Genomic DNA, 20,712 nt, shown 5'->3' with positions numbered 1-20,712 from the left:
TGCCTGAAGCATAGTCGCCAACCCGATCACAGGCTGATGCCCACATCGAACACTATGCTGCGCCCCAGATTGTTGCGCAAGAAGTCCGGTGCGTCCGGGTGCGCGAACAGTACGCGGGCGAAGGTCGGCCCCACGAGGGACAGCGAGCGCCAGCCCTGGCGCAGGTACTCGGTGGGAGGAGGGAAGTGACTGTTGAGGTCCAGTACTTCGCGCTTGAGGCTGGCGAAGGCGATGAGGTCCAGCTCCCCCAGGTCCATCCCGCGCTCTTTATAGTTGTGGGCCTTCTTGCGCAGGGTGGGCGCCAGGCGCAACAGGAATTCGTGGGCGGGAATGCGCCGGGGCTTGGCTTCTCGCCGAACCAGTTGGCTCAGGGAAAACGCGCTGCGCCGCCGCAGCAGTTCGTCACGCCATTCATCGTTCAGGCGCCGGCCTTCATCGAGTACGAAAAACACTTCGAAACTGGCGTCGCGAAACAGCACGTCCGGCGGTTCTTGCCCGGCGGCGTGGAATTCTTCGGCGCGATAGGGCACGTTCAAGCCTTGCAACAGGCGCTGGCAGACCCAACGCTCACGCTCCCATTTGCGGGCATTGGACAGGAAAGCATTGGCTTGTTCGGCCGCTACGGTGAGCAGGCGCAAATAATCTGAGTCATCCATGTCACCAGCTTAGCGTCCAAATGATGACCGCAGGAAGTCCCGCGTCAAAAGGTCGGTGTAGACTGGCCACTCGACAGTTTCCCGTGGCATGAGGAGTATGCAGTGAAGTGTTTTGTGGTGCTGTTCTTGAGTCTTTTGCCCGTGTGGGCCCACGCCGTCGAAGTGGGTGAGCGCGTTGCACCCTGGACGTTGCTTGATCAGTTCGACCAGGCCTACACCCTGGATGACCAGGCGCAAACCTTGCTCGTAGCGCGCAGCATGGACGCCGCCAAGATCGTCGATGCGGCGCTGCAAGGCCAGCCCAAGGGTTACCTGGAGGCTCGGCATGCGGTGTTTCTCGCCGATATCCAGCGCATGCCCCGGCTGATCGCGAAGATGTTCGCGGTGCCGGCGATGCAGGCCTACAACTATCGCGTCATGCTCGACCGCGATGCCCGTGTAAGCCCGCGCTATCCCGCACCTGTGGATAAAGTGCTGTGGCTGCAACTGGATCACGGAACGCTGGTGGCGCAGCACGAATACGATTCCGCCGCTGAACTGCGCCAGGCCCTGGAGCAGGTGCAGCCGTGATCAGTGCAGCGGTGCTGGCGCCGGAAACCCTCAGCATCGGCTGGCTGCTGTATGCGCCGGTGGTGATGTGGGCGCTCCTGCGTTCGCCGTGGGTCGAGCTGTTTGCCGACCGCCGACGCCAGCACTTGCTGTTCGGCACCGTATTCGCACTGTTCATGTTGTGGTTGGTGCGCCGGGATTTCGACACTGGGGTGTCCTACCACTTCATCGGCATGACCGCCGTGACCTTGTTGCTCGATTGGCCCCTGGCGATCGTCGGAGGCTTTGCCGCGCAAATCGGCCTGGTGTTGCTCGGCCGCCAGGACCTGGCCGCCGTGGGGATCAACGGCATGCTGCTGATCCTGTTGCCGGTGCTGGTCACCGAAGGATGTGCGCTGCTGGTGGAGCGGGCGAAGCCACGCAATCCCTTTGTGTATATCTTCTGTTCGGGCTTTTTCGCCGCCGCACTGTCGGCCTTGTTGTGCCTGCTGGCAGGCCTGGGCTTGCTGTGGTTCGATGGCCGTTTTGCGATGCCGGAATGGATCGAGGATTTTGTCGGCTACTTGTGGCTGATCATTTTCCCCGAGGCCTTTATCAACGGCATGGTGATCAGCGCCCTGGTGGTGTTCTGCCCCGAGTGGCTGGAGACATTCAACCGCACTCGCTACCTCTCGGCGCCTTGGAAGGATGACGATCCGCGGCCTTGATCCAGGTCAAATGCCGCACACGCAAGTGGTCGCATGCTCTGCAAAATTTCCAGGAGCACGGAATCATGAGTGTGTACGAGTGGGCACGGCAGGAGTTACGCAGAAGCCAGGACGCGGCGCAGGAAATCGGCTTTGACCCGGGCTTGACCCTGCGCGCCATGCTCAGTGCGGTGGTGCAGCAGAGCAAGGGCGTGCGCAGTTTTGAAGACCTGGCCGACGAGTTGCAATACCTTGCAGAGAATCTCGACGACCAGCAGGACTATGGCTTTATGCGGCCTTAGTGTTTGGGCTGAAAGTCTTCGGAGAACAGGTCGTCCTCGGCGTCCGGGCTGACCGGGATCTTGTGTTCCTCGGACGCCCAGGCGCCCAGGTCGATCAGTTTGCAACGGTCCGAACAGAAGGGACGGTTGACGTTTTCTGCTTTCCATTCCACAGGTGCGCCGCAGGTTGGGCATTCGACGTTCAAGGGTTGGCTCATGATCGGCCTCCACGCAAAGTAAGGTAAAAGTGGTGCAGTCGCTCGACCTCGGCGTGCAGCCGGGCCAGGTCCTGGTCATTGACCAGCACGTCATCGGCATGGCGCAGGCGGTCTTCACGGGTGGCCTGGGCCTTGAGAATCGCCTGCACCTGCGCTTCGCTGATGCCATCGCGTTGCAGGGTACGCTGTATCTGCAACGATTGCGGCACGTCGATCACCAGCACCCGCTGGGTCATGGTGTATTGGCCGGACTCGATCAGCAGCGGTGACACCAGGATCGCGTAAGGCGATTGTGCACGCGCCAGGTGGCTGCGAATCTCCTCGGCGATCAGCGGGTGCAGCAACGCCTCCAGCCAGCGGCGCTCGTCGGGCACTTCGAAGATCAGCTTGCGCAACGCGCCGCGGTCCAGTTGCCCGTCAGGCTGCAGCACATCCGCACCGAAATGCCCGGCAATCTGCGCCAGGGCAGGGCGCCCGGGTTCGACTACCCAGCGCGCGGCGTGGTCGGCGTCAATCAAGTCCACGCCAAGCCGGACGAAGTGTTCGGCGGCCGCGCTTTTGCCACTGCCGATGCCGCCAGTGAGGCCAAGAATCCAGGGTGTTGCAACAGAAGTGGTCATCTGAAACCGACAGACTGCAAATAGAAGTCGGTTATTTGACCACCCCAGAGCAATGCAATCCAGCCGGCAATTGCCAGATACGGACCAAAAGGCATTGGAGTGGATGCGTGGGCTTTGCGCAGGCGCAATAGAATCAGGCCTCCCATCACACCCACCAGGGAAGACAGCAACAGCGTCATCGGCAGGATCTGCCAGCCGCCCCAGGCACCGAGCATGGCCAGCAGCTTGAAATCCCCGTGCCCCATCCCGTCCTTGCCGGTAATCAGCTTGAACACCCAGAACACCGACCACAGGCTCATGTAACCGGCTACCGCGCCCCACAGCGCATCGTGCAATGACACAAAAACGCCAAAGCTGTTGAGGATCAGGCCCAGCCACAGCAACGGCAGCACCAGCACATCCGGCAGCAGTTGGTGGTCTGCATCGATCAGGCTCATCGCCAGCAAGCCCCAACTCAACAACAACACCGCTCCGGCTGCCCAGTCAAAACCGAAATGCCAGGCGACAACCGCCGAGATCAGCCCGCACGCCAGTTCGGTGATGGGATAACGCGCGCCAATAGGTTGATGGCAACTTGAGCAACGTCCCTTGAGCAGTACATAACTGAGCAGCGGAATATTCTCCCAGGGGCGAATCGGGTGGTTGCAACGCGGGCAGCAGGAGTTTGGGTGCATCAGGTTATAGGGCGCGGCGACAGGCTCGGCGGGAAGGCCAAGGACCTCATGGGCCTGGGCTCGCCATTCGCGCTCCAGCATCTTCGGCAGGCGCCATACCAGCACGTTGATAAAACTGCCGACAATCATGCCCAGCAGCAACGCGCCTGACACAAACACCCACGGCTGATAAACGAGGATCTCAGTCAATGGCGTGCTCAAAAGGCTGTACCGAGTTGAAAGATCGGCAGGTACATGGCCAGCACCAATGCCCCGACGATGCCGCCGAGTACCACCATGATCAGCGGCTCCATGAGGCTGGTAAGGTTGTCCACCAGGTTGTCGACGTCAGCCTCGTAGTGGCAGGCGACTTTTTCCAGCATGTTATCGAGGGTGCCCGACTCCTCGCCGATAGCCGTCATCTGGATCGCCATGCCTGGAAACAGGCCGCTTATGGCCATGGATTCATTCAGCTGGATTCCGGTTGCAACGTCGTGCCGCATACGATTGATTGCCTGTTTGAACTGCCCGTTACCCGTGGCGCCGGCCACGGAATCCAATGCCTGCACCAATGGAACGCCCGCCGCAAAGGTGGTCGAGAGCGTGCGAGCGTAGCGGGCGACCGCCGATTTTTTCAGCAGTGTGCCTGCCACGGGAGCTTTCAACAAACTGGCATCGAGCCAGTGGCGAAAGTCTGTGGACGAGCGATAGGCTTTGCGCAGTCCTGCGAAACCGGCACCCGCGGCCAGGATCAGCATCCACCAGCTTTGCTGCATGAACTCCGACAGGCTGATGACGCCCAGGGTAAAGCCCGGCAGTTGTGCATCGACGCCGGCAAACAACCCCTGAAACTGCGGCACCACGTGAATCAGCAGGATTGCGCTGACAGCGGTGGCGACTGCCAGTACCGTCACGGGATAGGTCATGGCCTTCTTGATTCTGGCTTTCAGCTGTTCGCTTTTTTCCAGGTGAATGGCCACCCTTTCCAACAGCGCTTCGAGTGCGCCCGCCTGTTCACCCGCCGCAACCAAGTTGCAGTACAGATCATCGAAGTAGCGTGGGTATTTCTGCAAGGCGACAGCCAGGCTGCTGCCGGCGGCGATCTCCTGCTTCAATCCTTGTACCAGCGCCCCCATATGCCGGTTGTCGAAGCCCTCGGCGATGATATCCAGCGCCTGTAAAAGTGCGATACCTGCCTTCAGCAGCGTCGCCATTTGGCGGGTGAAGAGGGCGATCTCTGCCGGTTTGACCGGCAGGGCGAGGCTCGGCCAACCGGCGAATTTCTTGCGTACGCGCCCAGGATTGATACCTTGCTGGCGCAGCAGTGCCTTGATCAGGGCGGGATTGTGACCGCGGGTTTCTCCGGATACCTTGCGCCCTTTGCGGTTGACGCCTTCCCAGGCATAGATCGCTGAAACATCATTCATTTCACGGTTCCGCACACAGACAGTGGAAGATTTATAGCTTAGTCAGGTGACGGATTCGGGCAGGCTCGCCGTGAGCGAAAAAATGTCAGTTTGTGCGTCTTGTTCAGCATTGGTTGCGCGGGGGTGAGTACACTGGCGCGGTTGCCGAGACGGGGTGCAGGATGCGCCTCGCGAAAGGTTTTATTCTGGAGAGTGAATGTGATGCGTCAGAAAGGTTTTACCTTGATCGAATTGTTGATCGTCGTGGCAATCATCGGCATTTTGGCCACCATCGGCCTGCCCATGTACACCAAGCACCAGGCCAAGGCCAAGTTCACCGCAGGGCTGGCCGAAGTCTCCGCGTTGAAGGCGGGCTTTGAAGACACGCTGAACCAGGGGACGCCACCGACCCTGGCGTTGATTGGCGGGACCAGCCCAACGGCCAACTGCAAGATTGACGTGACCGGCGACATCGCCACCGGTGCTGGCACGATTGCCTGTGAAATCCTCGATGCACCCGCGCCGGTCCTGGGCAAGATCATCACCTTGACCCGTAGCGCCACAACCGGCTGGAAGTGCACCACCACGGCAGAAGACCAATACGCCGCTAAAGGTTGTGCTTCCGGCGGCGCGTGATCATCAGGTCGTCTACTGTTTACGCAGCAAGGAAGAGCGTGTGTGTAAACCGCTCTACGCCCATCACAAGGAAGTAGAGGTTGCCGATGACGTCGTCTGTCCAGCAGCGGGGGAACATATTCCTCGTCGTGGTTATGTGTCTGCTGATGCTGGCTATCTGCGCGCCGTTCAGTAGCCATGACTGGCAACGTGCGGTGCAGATATCCGTGGGGCTGTGTGCGGTGGTGTATGGGCTGTGCTTGCCGCAGGCAGAGCGATGCGTAGACAGGTCGACAGCGCTCGGGGTGTTGCTGATCGGGGGCGCGGGGCTGGTTTCGGCCCTGTTGGCCCACCAGCCACTCTGGGCGTTGACCGAGCTGGCGCTGCTCATCAGTTGTTGCGCCACTGCTGTGGCTTTCAGCCGGGCCAGGCGCAATGGGGATGAGTCCCTGGATCGTGTATTGGTCCTGTTCGTATTGCTGCTGTGCATGGTTAAAAGCATTCAATATCTGCACGCCGGGGTCCTCGCCTTCACCAGCGGCGAAGCAATCGTGAATACCGATTTGCTGTTGTCCGGGTTCTCCAATAAACGGTTCTACGGTCAGTTCCAGACCTTCACCCTGCCGCTGCTGGCGCTTCCCTTGCTGGTTTCAAACGTCGCTCGTCCAGCGCGGGGCGCAGTGTTCGCCCTGCTGTGTGTCTGGTGGCTGATCGCGATCGGTGGCGGTACCCGCGGCACCTGGCTCGGTATGGGCGCTGCCGGCTGCGTGCTGATGTTCCTGGGGCCGCAGGGGCGCCGTTGGCTGGGCTGGCAGTTGGCGGCACTGGCCTGTGGGTTAGTGTTGTATTGGTTGGTCTTCACGGTGCTGGCAGGGTACTTGGGGATTGTAATTTCCAATGGTGCCGTAGATCGACTGACCACCAGCCTCTCGGGGCGTGGGCCGATATGGTGGCAGGCCTGGAGCATGATTATCGAGCGGCCCTGGCTGGGTTTCGGGCCGATGCATTTTGCCGACATCGCCAATGACATTGCCGCTCACCCTCACCAGGCGATTCTGCAGTGGGCCAGCGAATGGGGCGTACCGTCGACGCTGTGCGTGATCGCGTTGGTTGCGTGGGCGGGTTGGTCAACCTTGGGCGTGTTGCGTGAGCGTGCGTTGTCATTGGCGCCCGTGGACCTGCTGCGCCTGTGCCTGTTTGCCTCGCTGATCGGTGCACTGGCCCAGGCACAGGTGGATGGGGTGATCGTGATGCCGGTGTCGCAACTCTGGCTGGCACTGGTGGTTGGCTGGCTGATGGGATTGCATGTGTGGCGCGCTCCATCGGTCGCCCCGGTGCCGGCGTTGTACAGGGTGTGGATGGCCGCGAGCGTCGTGGCCGTCGGCTTGCTGGTGTTCGTCGCGATTCGTGATGTGCCCCGACTCACGGAGCGCAGCGAGCACTACATGGGCCTGAGTAACGGTCACCTGCAGCCACGCTTTTGGGTGCAAGGTGTGATTGCCCTCGAAATGCAGTGAGTTGCCGGACGTCCAAGGCAGTGCTAGCTTTAGCCCACCGCCCGTGTAGCTCAGCCGGTAGAGCAGCGCACTCGTAACGCGAAGGTCGCAGGTTCGATTCCTGTCTCGGGCACAAAGGCAACACAGTTTTCAGATGATCCCAGAATGGTTCTGAAGGCCAGACGAACCGGTATTCATGCCTGTTCTTTTGTATCTGCGCGACCTTGATGACCCAGATGCATCCCCATTCCTCGATCTAAGAGAACGACATGACCACACAAGAAATGACCCAGGAAGCGCGGCACGAAGCAGCCCTCAAAAAGTACGTCGCGGAATCGCCGGAACTGCTGGATGAGATCAAGGACCTGAGCGCCGATGATCAAAGGGACCAGATCCAATGGGCGTTTGAGGATGAGGCCGAGGCCCAGGGCCTGCAGCCATGGGAACTGACCCTGAAGTACACCTCCACCCCCGAAGCGTTCGAGGCGGCGCGCCTGGCTTTGCACAAGGAAGCGGCCGAGGTGTTGGGTGTCGACTGGAACGAGTATTGCGGGATGAACAATCTCGCGATCTGACACAAGTTTAATGTGGCGAGGGGGCTTGCTCCCGCTGGGTTGCCAAGCGACCCCAAAAACCTTGGGAGCGCTGCGCACTCCAGCGGGAGCAAGCTCCCTCGCCACAAAAGCATGCGCTTACATTCAAGGGCGTTTCAGAGACTAAGCCGCATCGACAAATCCACCGCCTTCACATCCTTGGTCATCGCCCCGATGGAGATGTAGTCCACGCCGGTTTCAGCGATGGGCAGCAGGGTGCTTTCGTTGATCCCGCCACTGGCCTCCAGCTTGGCTTTGCCGTTGTTCAGGCGCACTGCTTCGCGCATGTCATCCAGGCTCAGCTCATCCAGCATGATGATATCGGCGCCCGCCGCCAGTGCCTCACGCAGTTCCTCCAGGCTTTCCACTTCGATTTCCACCGGCTTGCCCGGGGCGATCTTGTGGGCGGCGTTGATCGCCTGGGCAATGCCGCCGCAGGCCGCGATATGGTTTTCCTTGATCAGGAACGCGTCATACAGGCCGATGCGGTGGTTGTGGCAACCGCCGCAGGTCACTGCATATTTTTGCGCCAGGCGCAGGCCGGGCAGGGTCTTGCGGGTATCCAGCAGCTTGACCTGGGTGGACGCGACAAAGTCCGCCAGGTATTGGGCGCGGGTGGCAACGCCTGACAACAGTTGCAGGAAATTCAGCGCGCAACGCTCGCCACTGAGCAGCGAGCGGGCCGGGCCTTCAAGGTGAAACAGCGCCTGGTTGGGGCTGACACGTTCGCCGTCGCGCACCTGCCAATGCACCGCGACGCGTGGGTCCAATTGGCGAAACACCGCTTCCACCCAGGCCGTGCCGCTGATGACGGCGGCGTCGCGCGTGATGATCGTGGCCTTGGCCAGGCGTTCGGCGGGGATCAGTTGTGCGGTGATATCCCCGCTGCCGATGTCTTCCAGCAGTGCGCGACGCACGTTGGCTTCGATTTCGGCGGTCAGGTCGGCTAGACGAAGATTGGGCATAACAGGCTCCACAAACAAAGTGCCTGGATTATAGGGGCAGGGCGGGCCTGAACCCAAGGCAACTGGCACCACGGGTGCGGTGCGCGATGTTCATTTACACGGCAATCACAGAGTTCGCTGGCGCAACAACCCTCATTTGCAAGATAATCTCGCGCCTTGCAATTGGCGTCATAGCTTTGACGTCACGGTGATAGCCCGATTTTCGCAGTGCCCCGGCGTGCTTCGCGCCGTTGCTGCACCGATCCTTCACACAATCGAATACCGCCGTTTCAGGAGGCCAGGATGCACAATGACGGGAAGGTGGTGCCGATCAATAAGGCACGGGCGACGCCATCGCCGCTCGCCCGCCTGCCGGTGGTGTTGCTCCAGGTCCGTGACAAGGCGGCGCAGCAACTCAGGCAGGGACTGCAGGAGCTGTTTGATAACGCCGACGACACCCTGTTCGAAATGGCCGACAAGACCCGCAGTAACGTCGACCACGGTATTTTCTTTGAGGCCATGCGCGACCTGCGCCTCAAGCGCAAGAATTTCGAGCGTGGCTTCATGGAGCAACTCTACGAAGCGTTTGCCAATCTTGGCAACGTGGAGCGCGGTGAGCTGCAACTGATTCCGGTGGTGTCCTACACCGCGGCGCCCGGGGTCTCGGGCGATGAGCTGGAAAAAGCCGTCGCGCTCGAGGCCATGCTGGGCAAGGTGCTGCGCCGTGACGGGCTCGCCCTTGGGCAATTGACAGCCCGGCTCAATGCCTTGCTCGACAAACGCCTGGATGATCGGGACAACCCCCTGGGCCCGGCAATGCTGTGCGCGTTTTTTCTGCAAGCAGGACGCAGCCTTGGCGTGGAAATCCGGGTCAAGCTGATCATTCTCAAGCTGTTTGAGAAATACGTGCTCAGTGACGCTGATCTGTTGTACGGCGAAGCCAATCAGTTGCTGATCGCCACCGGCGTATTGCCCGAACTCAAGGCCGTGCCATCGCGGCGCGCCGTCGCCACGGCCGAGTTGCCTGAAGACACCCCGCCGATTGCCGGCCACCCGGCAGACGACAGCGGCCAGGAAGTTTTCGCGGCGTTGCAGGAATTGCTGTCGGCAGTGCGCGGCAGCGTGGCACCCACGCTGGAAGCCAGCGCCGAGACCCAGCCCATCTCCACCCGTGACCTGCTGCGCCTGCTCTCCCATTTGCAGCAATATGTGCCTGAGCCTGAGGTCGAGGATGATTTCGACCTGCGCAACCAGCTTGAACAACTGCTGACCCGGGTCAGCGTCAAGAGCGGCAAGTCGCGGGTGGTGGAGGATGCGGACGAGGATGTGATCAACCTGATCGCCATGCTGTTCGAGTTCATCCTCAATGACGGTACGGTGCCCGAGTCCCTCAAGGCGCTGATCGCGCGCCTGCAGATTCCGATGCTGAAAGTGGCGGTGCTGGACAAGAGTTTTTTCAGCCGCACCAATCATCCGGCGCGACGCTTGCTCAATGAAATCGCTTCGGCGGCCATGGGCTGGAGCCAGCGCGACGATTATCAGCGCGACAGCCTGTACCTGCACATCGAGCAGGTGGTGCAGCGGTTGTTGAATGATTTTGTGGATGATCCGGCAATCTTTTCCCAGTTACTGACCGAGTTCACCGCGTTTACCCATGACGAGCGACGCCGCAGCGAATTGCTGGAGCAACGTACCCGCGATGCGGAAGAAGGGCGCGCCCGTACCGAAATCGCTCGTCAGCGTGTAGCCGAAGCCCTCAATCTGCGGTTGCTGGGCAAAGTACTGCCCGAGGTCGTGGTGCAGTTCCTGCAACAGGCCTGGAGCCAGGTGCTGTTGCTGGCGTGCCTGAAGCATGGCGAGCACTCGCCACAATGGCTGGCCGGGTTGCGCACCATGGACGAGTTGATCTGGAGTGTCGGCCTCAGCGAAGACACCGAAGCCGGCCGGCACCTGCTGGAGCAGTTGCCAGGCTTGCTGAAAGCCTTGCGCGATGGGTTGAGCGGCGCGGCATTCGATCCCTTCATTACCCGGGAATTTTTCACCCGCTTGCAAACCCTGCATGTCCAGTCGTTCCGGGGCAGTGCCGAGGAACAACCGTCGCTGTCGCAAGTCGAGGTGCGCGAGGCATTCGTCCTCAGTCCCGCGGCACCGGCCATCGAGGCGAGCCTGCCGGAAGATGATCCCGACCTGCTCAAGGTTCGCCAACTGCGGATCGGTTGCTGGGTGGAATTTCAGGAAGACGCCGAAAACACCCTGCGTTGCAAGCTGACGGCGATTATTGCGCCGGGCAATACCTGCATTTTCGTCAATCGAACCGGCCTCAAGGTATTGGAAAAAAATCCGCTTGAACTGGCCCTGGAGTTCAAGCGTGGCGCGGTGCGAACCCTGGATGATGCGCTGTTGTTCGACCGCGCCCTGGCTTCGGTGATTGGCAACCTGCGCCAACTTCATCGCGCCAAGTGATCGCAACCAGACAGCGGAACGCGGCATACTGAGTCACCCCAGCCTCGTTCAAGGAACCAGTATGCAGTTGGACCCCGCCAGCGGTTGGTGCCAGGGCATTCGCCATTGCCCCTCGCCCAACTTCAACGAGCGCCCCGGTGGCGAGATTTCCCTGTTGGTGGTGCACAACATCAGCCTGCCACCGGCGCAATTCGCCACCGGCAAGGTGCACGAGTTTTTCCAGAATCGCCTGGATGTCACGGAACATCCCTACTTTGAAGGTATTGCCGACCTACGGGTTTCTGCGCATTTTCTGATTGAGCGTGATGGCGCGGTGACGCAGTTTGTCTCGTGCCGGGACCGGGCCTGGCATGCCGGGGTATCGAGCTTCGAGGGGCGTGAGACGTGTAACGACTTTTCCCTGGGGATCGAGCTGGAGGGCACTGATGACCTGCCCTTCACCGATGCCCAGTATCAATCCCTGATCGCCCTGACGCGCCAGTTGCTGGCGGCGTACACGGGCATTACCCGCCAGCGCATTTGTGGCCATAGCGATATCGCCCCGGGACGCAAGACCGACCCCGGACCCGAATTTGATTGGGCGCGCTTTCGCAGCGCCTTGCAGGATGGAGGACACGCACAATGAGTTTTCTGGTGTTGGTGCTGGCGGTATGGATCGAGAAGTTCTCGGCCCTGCGTCATCGTATACAACGTGATGGCGGTTGGTTGCGGGAACTGGCCAAGCTGGAGTCGAGCGCCAGCCTGGGCAAGCAGCCGTGGCTGATCCTCACGTTGCTGGTGCTGTTGCCGGTGGCCTTGCTTGCGCTGTTGTTGCTGGTGCTGGAGCCAGTGGCCTATGGCCTGTTGGCGCTGCCGGTGCACCTGCTGGTGGTGATCTACAGCCTGGGCCGTGGCGATCTCCTGGCCGGATTGGGCCCGTTCCGTGATGCCTGGCGCCGGGGTGACCTGCAAGCGGCCGAACATGTGGCCGAACGTGACTTGAGCATCAGTGCCGACAGTGGTGAGCAGTTGCTGGAGCGGGTCCAGGGCCATCTGTTGTGGCAGGCCTACCAAAGCTTCTTCGCGGTGATTTTCTGGTACTTCCTCCTCGGGCCGGTGGCCGCCCTGGCCTACCGTCTGCTGGCGCTAGCGACCGAGAACAGCAAGAACCCGCTGGTGGCCGAGCGTGCCGGGCAGTTGCGCCATGCCTTCGACTGGTTGCCGGTACGTTTGCTGGCGGCGAGTTTTGCCCTGGTCGGCAACTTTGTGGCGGTCGGCCGGGTGATGCTGCATGAGCTGCTGAGCTGGGACATCAGTGCTGCGCAACTGGTGGAGAAGGTGGGCCTGGTGGCCGCGGAGATCCCGCCACCGGTGGTAGGCGCCGAGGGCATCAACAGCCTTGATCGTATCTGGGAGTTGCTGCTGCGTGCCGCCGTGCTGTGGTACGCCGGCTTTGCCATCTGGACCGTGCTGCCCTGATTTGCCTCCCTGTAGGAGCGGGCAAGCTCGCTCCTACCTCGTTAACCTTAAGTTACAAACCTCCTTTTCGAATTGAGCTATACAGACAGAGCGCCAAATAGTGGCTATCTGCCGCCGCCCTGCGCCCTCAATAAAAATAAAAGAAAAGGGAGTTCACCTGTGAAGAGCTTGCTCTATCCCGCCGTCGCGTTCATGAACCGCCTGACCTTCGGCATGAAGTTCAGCCTTATCAGCGTGCTGTTCCTGTTGCCGATGCTGGCCACCAACTACTACCTGGTGCGCGATTCCTGGCGAGAATTCCAGGGCACTCGCATCGAGCTGCAAAGCCTCGACCTGCTGGGCAGCAGCCTGGCCCTGCGCCGTGACCTGGAAACCCTGAACAACCAGGTACAGATCAACGCAACCCTCGGCCAATCAGGCAAGGCCGGTGATATCGAAAACAAAATCATCGCCCTCGAAGACAGCCTGCTGCAGCGCCTGCAAAGCTTCCACGCCCTGTCCGCCGACCCAGAACAGGCCGCCGCCTTCGAAGCCAAGCGCGATGAAATGATCGCCGCCTTCAAGGCCCAGCAACAGGAAACTTCACTGCTCAGCAAAAGCGCGCTGATCGGCAAACTCCTCAACAAGGCGCAGATGCTCAGCCAGATCATCGCCAGCCAGTCGGGTTTGAGCCGTGACCCCCAGGGCGACCTGCGCCAACTCAGTGAACTGATCACCAGCGTTACCCCACAAGTCACCCAGACCCTGGGGGAAGGCCGGGCCATGGGGGCTTATTCGTTGGGCCAGGGTTTTCTCAATTCGTCGTCCAGCACTCGTTTTGACGAGCTGCTGCAGCAACTGGAAAAGCTCCAGGCGGAATACGGCCTGAAACTGCAGGATGCCCTCGGCTCCAGCAAGCCCGCCCACGCAGCATTGGCGAGCCTGGCGGACGCGAGCAAGGCCAGCCTCAAGCAAGGCAGTGAGTTGTTCGAAGAGCAGGTCGTCATGGCCGAAACCCTCGACGCCCCATGGCAAGACTTCTACGACGACGTCAGCACGTTGATGGCCAAGACCTATCAGCTCGACGAAGCCACCCTGACCTTTCTCGAGCAGCAACTGGAGCAACGCCTGTCGGAAAACCGCACGCACATGATCGGATTGGTGGCGGCACTGGCGTCGGTGTTTTTGCTGATCTTCTATTTGTATGCCGGTTTCTACGCCTCCACCCGCACCACCTTGCGCCGCCTGGGGGCGACGATGGACAAGGTGGCGGCCGGTGACATGACCGTCACCTTCATCGCCCACAGCCGCGACGAACTGGGGGATTTGGGCCAGGTGTTCAACGCTACCGTGGCCAAGATCCATGACCTGATCGAGCGGGTAGGGCACACCGTCAACCAGGTCGAACACCAGGCCGGGCAAGTGGAGTCGGTCTCGGCCAGCAGCAACCAGGCCGTGTCCGGCCAACGCAGCCAGATCGAGCAAGTGGCGACCGCCATGAACCAGATGTCCTCCACTGCCCAGGAAGTGGCGCGCAGTGCAGCGGCGGCGGTCAGCAGCGCCCACAGCGTCAACGATGAAACCGTCAGCGGACGCGGCCTGGTGCAGTCCCAGCAAGGCAGTATCGCGGCGTTGGCTTCGGAGATCGATCAATCGGTACGGGTCATCAACCAATTGGCCATCGACAGCCAATCCATCAGTCGCGTACTGGAAGTGATCAAGAGCATTGCTGAACAGACCAATCTGCTGGCGTTGAATGCCGCTATCGAGGCCGCGCGCGCCGGTGAGCAAGGACGCGGTTTCGCCGTGGTGGCCGATGAGGTGCGCACTTTGGCCCGGCGCACCCAGCACTCCACCGAAGAAATCGAGCAGATGATTGCCAAGCTCCACAGCGGTGTCGGCGCTGCGGTGAAGGCCATGGGCACCAGCCACGAGATGGCCAATGGCACGGTGGGGCAGTCGGAAAAAGTCCAGCAGGCCCTCGAAAACATCCTCGGCGCGGTAGGCATGATCGTCGACCAGAACCAGCAGATTGCCGCCGCCGTCGAACAGCAGACTGCCGTGGCCCATGACATCGATCAGAACATCGTCGAGATCAATCGCGCCGGTGAACATGCAGCGCAGGGCGCGCACCAGACTGAAGAGGCCAGCCGGCAGTTGTCCTTGCAAGTGATCGAGCTGAAGCAGTTGATCGGGGCCTTTCGAGTGTGAGGCATGGCCAGGCATGCATCGGGGATGGGCGCCTACCAGTTGAACAGCTCGCAGGCATTGCGGGTGCTCGCCTCGGCCAGCGCTGAGGAGCTGATGCCCATACGCTCCGCCAGGGCGGCGCAGATGTCTGGCAGGTGTTCGGGGCTGTTGCGCTGGCCGGGGTACATCACGGGGGCCATGTCCGGTGAGTCGGTTTCCAGCACCACGCTTTCCAGCGGCAGCCGGGCGATCACCTTGTGCATGCGCAGGGCTTGCGGCCACGTGGCCGCGCCGCCCAGGCCCAGTTTGAAGCCGAGCTTGATGTACTCGCGGGCCTCTTCCTGGCTGCCGGCAAACGCGTGGATGATTCCGCCCCGTGGCAGCCGAATGCGCTTGAGGGTGGCGATCACGGCAGCGTGGCTGCGGCGCACATGCAGCAGCGCCGGCAGTTGGAAGTCCACCGCCAGCTTCAGTTGCGCTTCAAACAGGCTTTGCTGGCGTTCGCGATCCAGCTGTTCGAGGAAATAATCCAGGCCGATTTCGCCCACCGCGCACAGTTGCCGGTGGCCGTTCAGGCGGGTCAGCCAGTCGCCCAGTTCCGTCAGGTCGGCGGGGCGATGGTGGTCGAGATACACCGGGTGCAGGCCGAAGGCGGCGAATAAATCCGCGTCGGTTTGCACCAGGTCCCACAACCGTTGCCAATTCTGCTGATAGACCCCGAGCACCACCATCCTGCGCACGCCCAGGCGGCGACTGCGGCTCAGGACTTCGCGGCGGTCCGTATCGAAGTCCGGAAAATCCAGATGGGTGTGGCTGTCGATCAGCTCCACACCGCTTACTCCGAGTGAATCCGCTGCTTGAACGTTCGGCCGATGGCATGCACGCCGGGTTCGTAGTGCTGTTCTTCAATGGCCGCCAGCGCCAGGCGCAGCGCGGTGTCGGCAATCAACTGATGCTGCTGGGCCATGGCATTCACCGGCAGCGGCAGGAAATCCAGCAGTTGGGTGTCGCCAAACGTCCCCAGTCGCAGTGGCCGGGATTTGAGCGGGAAGTCATGCAGCGCGTCAAACACCCCTTGCAGCAAGACGTAGGACGTAGTCACCAGTGCGTCAGGCAAATGCCCCAGGCTTTGCAGCAACTGCTCCATCAGCTGTCGGCCACAGTCGCGGCTGAACGACTCGCCTTGTTCGATCAGCACTTCGCCGCTGAAGTCTTTCAGCGCTTGCTTGAAACCGGCGGTACGTTCCTGGCTGATGCTCAGCTCTGGCCGCGCGCCGATCAACACGATCTGCTTGGGCAGCGGGTGCAGCAGGCTGCTGGTCAATTGCTGGCAGGCCTGGCGATCATCGCTGACCACCGAGCAAAACTGCGTAGACTCCATCACCCGGTCGATGGCGATCACCGGCAAACCCTTGGCTTGCAGTTCGCGGTAGCTGTCGTCGGTGGCCGGCAGGCAGCTGGCGACAAACAGCGCATCGCAACGGCGGGCGCGGAACAGTTGCAGCAGTTGCCGCTCACTGTTGGCGTCGTCGTCGGAGCTGGCGATCAGCAATTGATAGCCGCGGGCACGGGCGCCTTGTTCGAGCAGCTTGGCGATGCGTGCGTAACTGGGGTTTTCCAGGTCCGGCAGGATAAAACCCAGGGTACGGGTGTGCCGGCTGCGCAGCCCGGCGGCCTGGGGGTTGGGCGTAAAGCCATGTTCTTCAACCACGGCGCGCACCCGTTCGACGGTTGCGCTGCTGATCCGTTGCTGTTCGGCCTTGCCATTGATGACGTAGCTGGCGGTGGTCACAGACACACCGGCAATGCGCGCGATATCACTGAGTTTCAAACCGGGATTTCCTTGTTTTTTAGAGCTTGCCCCGACATTTTGTCCAATCGTAACCGATTACTGCAGGCGACCATTGTCGCAACTCAACAGCCGAGTGGCTCTTCAATCATGGGAAATTAACGCGTAATCTGCCATAAATTCTAGATTAAACGTTTCAGCAAGCGTATTTTTACGATTATCGCGACGAGTGTGGTTCTGCCAACTGACCACTCAGTCAATTTTATTCGAACGCTTTTGCACTGATTTATTCAAAATAATACCTAGTGCGCCCGCCGCACTAACTAGGAGAACGGCATGCTTGAGCTCACCCACGAGCAGATATCCATGGGCCAGACGGCTGTGGATAAGTCTGCTGCCTTGCAACTGCTCGCTGAAAAACTGGTGGCCGATGGCCTGGTCGCCGAGGGTTACCTCAGTGGCTTGCAAGCGCGTGAAGCCCAAGGCTCGACCTTTCTCGGCCAGGGCATCGCCATCCCCCACGGCACCCCCGAAACACGCGACCAGGTGTTCGCCACCGGCGTGCGCCTGCTGCAATTTCCCGACGGCGTGGATTGGGGCGATGGCCAGATCGTTTACCTGGCGATCGGCATTGCCGCCAAATCCGACGAACACCTGCGCCTGCTGCAACTGCTGACCCGTGCCCTTGGCGAGACCGACCTGGGCCAGGCCCTGCGCCGCGCCAGTTCTGCCGAGGCCTTGCTGAAACTGCTGCAAGGCGCGCCGCAGGAGCTGGCGCTGGACGCACAGATGATTGGCCTGGGCGTGTCGGCTGATGATTTCGAAGAACTGGTGTGGAGAGGCGCACGCCTGTTGCGCCAGGCCGATTGCGTGAGCAATGGCTTTGCCGCCGTGCTGCAACAAGTCGACGCGCTGCCCCTGGGCGATGGCCTGTGGTGGCTGCACAGTGAGCAGACGGTGAAGCGTCCCGGCCTGGCCTTCGTCACCCCGGACAAACCCATGCGTTACCTGGGCCAGCCCTTGAGCGGCCTGTTCTGCCTGGCCAGCCTCGGCGAGGCCCACCAGACCTTGCTCGAACGCCTGTGTGCCTTGCTGATCGAAGGCCGTGGCCAGGAACTCGGCCGCGCCACCAGCAGCCGGGCCGTACTGGAAGTGCTCGGCGGTGAACTGCCAGCCGACTGGCCAAGCGTGCGCATTGCCCTGGCCAACGCCCACGGGCTGCATGCGCGCCCGGCGAAGATCCTCGCGCAATTGGCGAAAAGTTTTGCCGGTGAAATCCGTGTGCGCATCGTCGATGGAGACGTCGGCGCGGTATCGGTAAAAAGCCTGAGCAAGTTGCTCAGCCTCGGTGCGCGTCGCGGCCAGGTACTGGAGTTTGTCGCCGAGCCAACCATTGCCGGTGACGCCTTGCCCGCCTTGCTGGCGGCAGTGGAAGACGGCCTCGGCGAAGAGGTCGAGCCGTTGCCGGCAGTCAGCGCCCAACAAGCCGTGGTCGAGATCGAACCGGTGATCAGCGCGCCAGTGTCCGGCAGCCTGATCCAGGCCATCGCCGCCGCCCCCGGCATTGCGATTGGCCCGGCGCATATCCAGGTGCTGCAACCTTTCGAATACCCGCTGCGCGGCGAGTCGCCGGTGATCGAGCGCCAGCGCCTGCACGCGGCATTGACCGACGTGCGCCGGGACATCCAGGGCCTGATCGAGCGCAGCAAATCCAAGGCCATCCGCGAGATCTTCATCACCCACCAGGAGATGCTCGACGACCCGGAACTGACCGACGAAGTCGAGACGCGCCTCAAGCAGGGCGAAAGCGCCGAGGCCGCGTGGATGAGCGTGATCGAAGCCGCCGCCAAACAGCAGGAATCGTTGCAGGACGCCTTGCTCGCCGAGCGCGCTGCCGATCTGCGTGACATTGGCCGCCGCGTGCTGGCACAACTGTGCGGCGTCGAAACCGCCCAGGAGCCGGACGAACCCTACATCCTGGTGATGGACGAAGTGGGTCCCTCGGACGTGGCGCGCCTGGACCCGGTGCGTGTCGCCGGCATCCTCACTGCCCGTGGCGGCGCCACCGCCCACAGCGCCATCGTCGCCCGTGCTTTGGGCATTCCCGCGCTGGTGGGTGCAGGCCCTGCTGTATTGCTGTTGGCTTCGGGCACGCCGTTGTTGCTGGATGGCCAGCGCGGTCGCCTGCATGTGGACGCCGACGCCGCCACCTTGCAGCGCGCCACCGTCGAGCGCGACACCCGCGAACAACGCTTGAAAGCCGCCGCCGCGCAACGCCATGAACCGGCCCTGACCCGCGATGGCCATGCCGTCGAAGTGTTCGCCAATATCGGCGAAAGCGCCGGGGTTGCCGGCGCGGTGGAGCAGGGCGCCGAAGGCATCGGCCTGTTGCGCACCGAACTGATTTTCATGGCCCACAAACAAGCGCCCGACGAAGCCACCCAGGAAGCCGAATACCGCCGCGTGCTCGACGGCCTCGGCGGCCGGCCGCTGGTGGTACGCACCCTTGATGTGGGCGGCGACAAACCGCTGCCGTACTGGCCGATCGCCAAGGAAGAAAACCCCTTCCTCGGCGTGCGCGGCATCCGCCTGACCCTGCAACGCCCGCAGATCATGGAAGCGCAATTGCGCGCGCTGTTGCGTTCGGCAGACAACCGTCCACTGCGCATCATGTTCCCCATGGTTGGCAGTGTTGACGAGTGGCGCCAGGCCCGGGCCATGACCGAGCGCCTGCGCCTGGAAATCCCGGTGGCCGACCTGCAACTGGGGATCATGATCGAAGTGCCGTCGGCCGCGTTGCTGGCGCCGGTACTGGCCAAGGAAGTGGACTTCTTCAGCGTCGGCACCAACGACCTGACCCAATACACCTTGGCCATCGACCGTGGCCATCCGACGCTGTCGGCCCAGGCTGACGGCCTGCATCCGGCGGTGTTGCAACTGATCGACATCACCGTGCGCGCCGCCCATGCCCATGGCAAATGGGTCGGCGTGTGCGGCGAGCTGGCAGCCGACCCTTTGGCAGTTCCGGTGCTGATCGGCCTGGGAGTGGATGAGCTGAGTGTGTCTGCGCGCAGCATTCCCGAGGTCAAGGCACGGGTGCGTGAATTCAGTCTGAGCGAGGCCCAGGGCCTGGCACAAAAAGCCCTGGCGGTGGGTTCTCCCGCCGAAGTGCGTGCGCTTGTGGAGGCCGTGTAAATGGCAAGGATTTTAAGCCTGACGCTGAACCCGGCGTTGGACCTGACGGTGCGCCTGGCGCGCCTGGAACCGGGCGAGGTCAATCGCAGCGAAGCGATGATCACCCACGCTGCCGGCAAGGGCGTGAACGTCGCCCAGGTGCTGGCGGACCTTGGTCATCAGGTGACCGTGGGCGGCTTTCTTGGCGAGGACAATCCCCAGGCATTCGAGATGCTGATTGCCCGTCGTGGTTTTACCGATGCGTTTATTCGGGTGCCGGGAGAAACCCGCAGCAATATCAAGATCGCCGAGCAGGATGGGCGGGTCACGGATGTCAATGCGCCGGGCCCGTTGGTCAGCGAGCAGGCGCAACACGCACTGCTTGAGCAACTGGCGCGGATTGCTCCGGGCTACGACGCCGTCGTCGTGGCCGGCAGCCTGCCACGCGGCATCACCCCTCAGTGGTTCCAGGGCCTGCTGCAGCAACTGAAAAACCTCGGCTTGAAAGTCGCCCTGGACACCAGCGGCGAAGCGCTGCGCGCTGGATTGAACGCCGGCCCGTGGTTGGTCAAACCCAATACCGAAGAACTGGCCGATGCCCTTGGTCATTCCACAGATGCCATCCGCCAACTGCATCGGCAAGGTGTGGAGCATGTGGTGGTCTCCGACGGTGCCGCGGGTGTGAGCTGGTACAGCCCGGATACCGCGCTGCACGCCACGCCGCCCAAGGTAACCGTGGCCAGTACCGTAGGCGCCGGCGACTCGCTGCTGGCCGGGATGCTTCACGGTCTGCTCAGTGGCGATACGCCGGAGCAGACCCTGGGCCGCGCCACCGCCATTGCCGCGATGGCGGTCACGCAGATCGGCTTTGGCATCACCGACGAAGCGCAGCTTGAGACTTTGCAGAGCGGCGTCCACGTGCGCCCGCTGACAGAACAATAA

Annotated in this window: 20 protein-coding genes, 1 tRNA gene and 1 pseudogene; 14 read left to right on the top strand and 8 right to left on the bottom strand. The window is 61.7% G+C overall.

Going from position 1 to position 20,712, the window contains the following annotated elements; genetic code table 11:
• Positions 1–26 precede the first annotated feature (26 nt).
• Entirely contained in the window at positions 27–656 is a 630-nt protein-coding gene (locus HX815_RS03600; RefSeq protein ID WP_008437312.1) for a DUF1780 domain-containing protein, read from the bottom strand.
• Positions 657–758: 102 nt separating this feature from the next.
• Here HX815_RS03600 and HX815_RS03595 point away from each other — a divergent pair, with 102 nt between their 5' ends.
• The 3 genes from HX815_RS03595 (at position 759) to HX815_RS03585 (ending at position 2,193) form a co-directional block, all read left to right on the top strand.
• The gene (locus HX815_RS03595; protein ID WP_177027814.1) at positions 759–1,226 is read left to right on the top strand and encodes an FAD/FMN-containing dehydrogenase; all 468 of its coding nucleotides are present in this window, start codon (positions 759–761) and stop codon (positions 1,224–1,226) included.
• Complete coding sequence (locus tag HX815_RS03590; RefSeq protein WP_003215915.1) at positions 1,223–1,912, top strand: energy-coupling factor ABC transporter permease; 690 nt, start codon at positions 1,223–1,225, stop codon at positions 1,910–1,912. The genes HX815_RS03595 and HX815_RS03590 overlap by 4 nt, the downstream gene beginning before the upstream one ends.
• A 65-nt stretch (positions 1,913–1,977) precedes the next feature.
• Positions 1,978–2,193 (top strand): hypothetical protein, encoded by a 216-nt coding sequence (locus tag HX815_RS03585; protein WP_003215917.1) that lies wholly within the window; start codon positions 1,978–1,980, stop codon positions 2,191–2,193.
• Here HX815_RS03585 and yacG read toward each other — a convergent pair.
• The 4 genes from yacG to HX815_RS03565 form a co-directional block, all read right to left on the bottom strand.
• Entirely contained in the window at positions 2,190–2,390 is a 201-nt protein-coding gene (gene yacG, locus HX815_RS03580; protein WP_003215918.1) for a DNA gyrase inhibitor YacG, read from the bottom strand. The two genes, HX815_RS03585 and yacG, sit on opposite strands and share 4 nt — an antisense overlap.
• Positions 2,387–3,010, bottom strand: a complete 624-nt coding sequence (gene coaE / locus HX815_RS03575) for a dephospho-CoA kinase (RefSeq protein WP_003215920.1) — start codon at positions 3,008–3,010, stop codon at positions 2,387–2,389. The genes yacG and coaE overlap by 4 nt, the downstream gene beginning before the upstream one ends.
• Positions 3,007–3,813, bottom strand: coding sequence for an A24 family peptidase (locus tag HX815_RS03570; protein ID WP_256351036.1), 807 nt, complete (start codon positions 3,811–3,813; stop codon positions 3,007–3,009). Before HX815_RS03570 ends, coaE begins: the two co-directional genes overlap by 4 nt.
• A gap of 68 nt (positions 3,814–3,881) precedes the next feature.
• The gene (locus HX815_RS03565) at positions 3,882–5,090 is read right to left on the bottom strand and encodes a type II secretion system F family protein (RefSeq protein WP_218168891.1); all 1,209 of its coding nucleotides are present in this window, start codon (positions 5,088–5,090) and stop codon (positions 3,882–3,884) included.
• Positions 5,091–5,291: 201 nt separating this feature from the next.
• Here HX815_RS03565 and HX815_RS03560 point away from each other — a divergent pair, with 201 nt between their 5' ends.
• The 4 genes from HX815_RS03560 (at position 5,292) to HX815_RS03545 (ending at position 7,755) form a co-directional block, all read left to right on the top strand.
• Complete coding sequence (locus HX815_RS03560) at positions 5,292–5,705, top strand: pilin (RefSeq protein WP_087694624.1); 414 nt, start codon at positions 5,292–5,294, stop codon at positions 5,703–5,705.
• Positions 5,706–5,791: 86 nt separating this feature from the next.
• A complete protein-coding gene (locus tag HX815_RS03555; protein WP_177027812.1) occupies positions 5,792–7,201 on the top strand; it encodes an O-antigen ligase in 1,410 nt (469 codons plus the stop codon).
• 39 nt (positions 7,202–7,240) lie between these two features.
• Positions 7,241–7,313, top strand: a tRNA-Thr gene (locus HX815_RS03550).
• A gap of 136 nt (positions 7,314–7,449) precedes the next feature.
• Positions 7,450–7,755 (top strand): DUF6388 family protein, encoded by a 306-nt coding sequence (locus HX815_RS03545; protein WP_008437299.1) that lies wholly within the window; start codon positions 7,450–7,452, stop codon positions 7,753–7,755.
• A 134-nt stretch (positions 7,756–7,889) separates the two neighbouring features.
• On the opposite strand, the gene nadC is transcribed toward HX815_RS03545, so the two are convergent.
• Entirely contained in the window at positions 7,890–8,738 is an 849-nt protein-coding gene (gene nadC, locus HX815_RS03540) for a carboxylating nicotinate-nucleotide diphosphorylase (protein ID WP_177027811.1), read from the bottom strand.
• 282 nt (positions 8,739–9,020) lie between these two features.
• Between nadC and HX815_RS03535 the strand changes: the two genes are divergently transcribed.
• The 5 genes and pseudogenes from HX815_RS03535 (at position 9,021) to HX815_RS31875 (ending at position 14,828) form a co-directional block, all read left to right on the top strand.
• Positions 9,021–11,180 (top strand): DUF1631 domain-containing protein, encoded by a 2,160-nt coding sequence (locus HX815_RS03535; protein ID WP_087694621.1) that lies wholly within the window; start codon positions 9,021–9,023, stop codon positions 11,178–11,180.
• A gap of 61 nt (positions 11,181–11,241) precedes the next feature.
• The gene (gene ampD / locus HX815_RS03530) at positions 11,242–11,805 is read left to right on the top strand and encodes a 1,6-anhydro-N-acetylmuramyl-L-alanine amidase AmpD (protein WP_003215934.1); all 564 of its coding nucleotides are present in this window, start codon (positions 11,242–11,244) and stop codon (positions 11,803–11,805) included.
• The gene (gene ampE, locus HX815_RS03525; protein ID WP_003215936.1) at positions 11,802–12,638 is read left to right on the top strand and encodes a regulatory signaling modulator protein AmpE; all 837 of its coding nucleotides are present in this window, start codon (positions 11,802–11,804) and stop codon (positions 12,636–12,638) included. Before ampD ends, ampE begins: the two co-directional genes overlap by 4 nt.
• 192 nt (positions 12,639–12,830) lie before the next feature.
• A pseudogene (locus HX815_RS31880) lies at positions 12,831–13,922 on the top strand (methyl-accepting chemotaxis protein); the annotation flags it as partial.
• Positions 13,899–14,828 carry a methyl-accepting chemotaxis protein gene (locus HX815_RS31875; protein WP_371135982.1) on the top strand — a complete coding sequence of 310 codons (930 nt, stop codon included), beginning with the start codon at positions 13,899–13,901 and terminating at the stop codon, positions 14,826–14,828. The pseudogene HX815_RS31880 and the gene HX815_RS31875, both read left to right, overlap by 24 nt.
• Positions 14,829–14,860: 32 nt before the next feature.
• Here HX815_RS31875 and HX815_RS03515 read toward each other — a convergent pair whose 3' ends face one another.
• Positions 14,861–15,637, bottom strand: a complete 777-nt coding sequence (locus HX815_RS03515) for a TatD family hydrolase (protein ID WP_177027809.1) — start codon at positions 15,635–15,637, stop codon at positions 14,861–14,863.
• A gap of 5 nt (positions 15,638–15,642) precedes the next feature.
• Entirely contained in the window at positions 15,643–16,638 is a 996-nt protein-coding gene (gene cra, locus HX815_RS03510; protein ID WP_003215943.1) for a catabolite repressor/activator, read from the bottom strand.
• A 294-nt stretch (positions 16,639–16,932) separates the two neighbouring features.
• Between cra and ptsP the strand changes: the two genes are divergently transcribed.
• A complete protein-coding gene (gene ptsP / locus HX815_RS03505) occupies positions 16,933–19,791 on the top strand; it encodes a phosphoenolpyruvate--protein phosphotransferase (RefSeq protein WP_177027808.1) in 2,859 nt (952 codons plus the stop codon).
• Positions 19,792–20,712, top strand: a complete 921-nt coding sequence (gene pfkB / locus HX815_RS03500; RefSeq protein WP_087694617.1) for a 1-phosphofructokinase — start codon at positions 19,792–19,794, stop codon at positions 20,710–20,712.

Source organism: Pseudomonas sp. E6002 (genome assembly GCF_013385565.1).
Taxonomy (GTDB): Bacteria; Pseudomonadota; Gammaproteobacteria; order Pseudomonadales; family Pseudomonadaceae; genus Aquipseudomonas.
The sequence above is the reverse complement of the archived record's forward strand: the minus strand, read 5'-3'. Positions and strand labels throughout refer to the sequence as shown.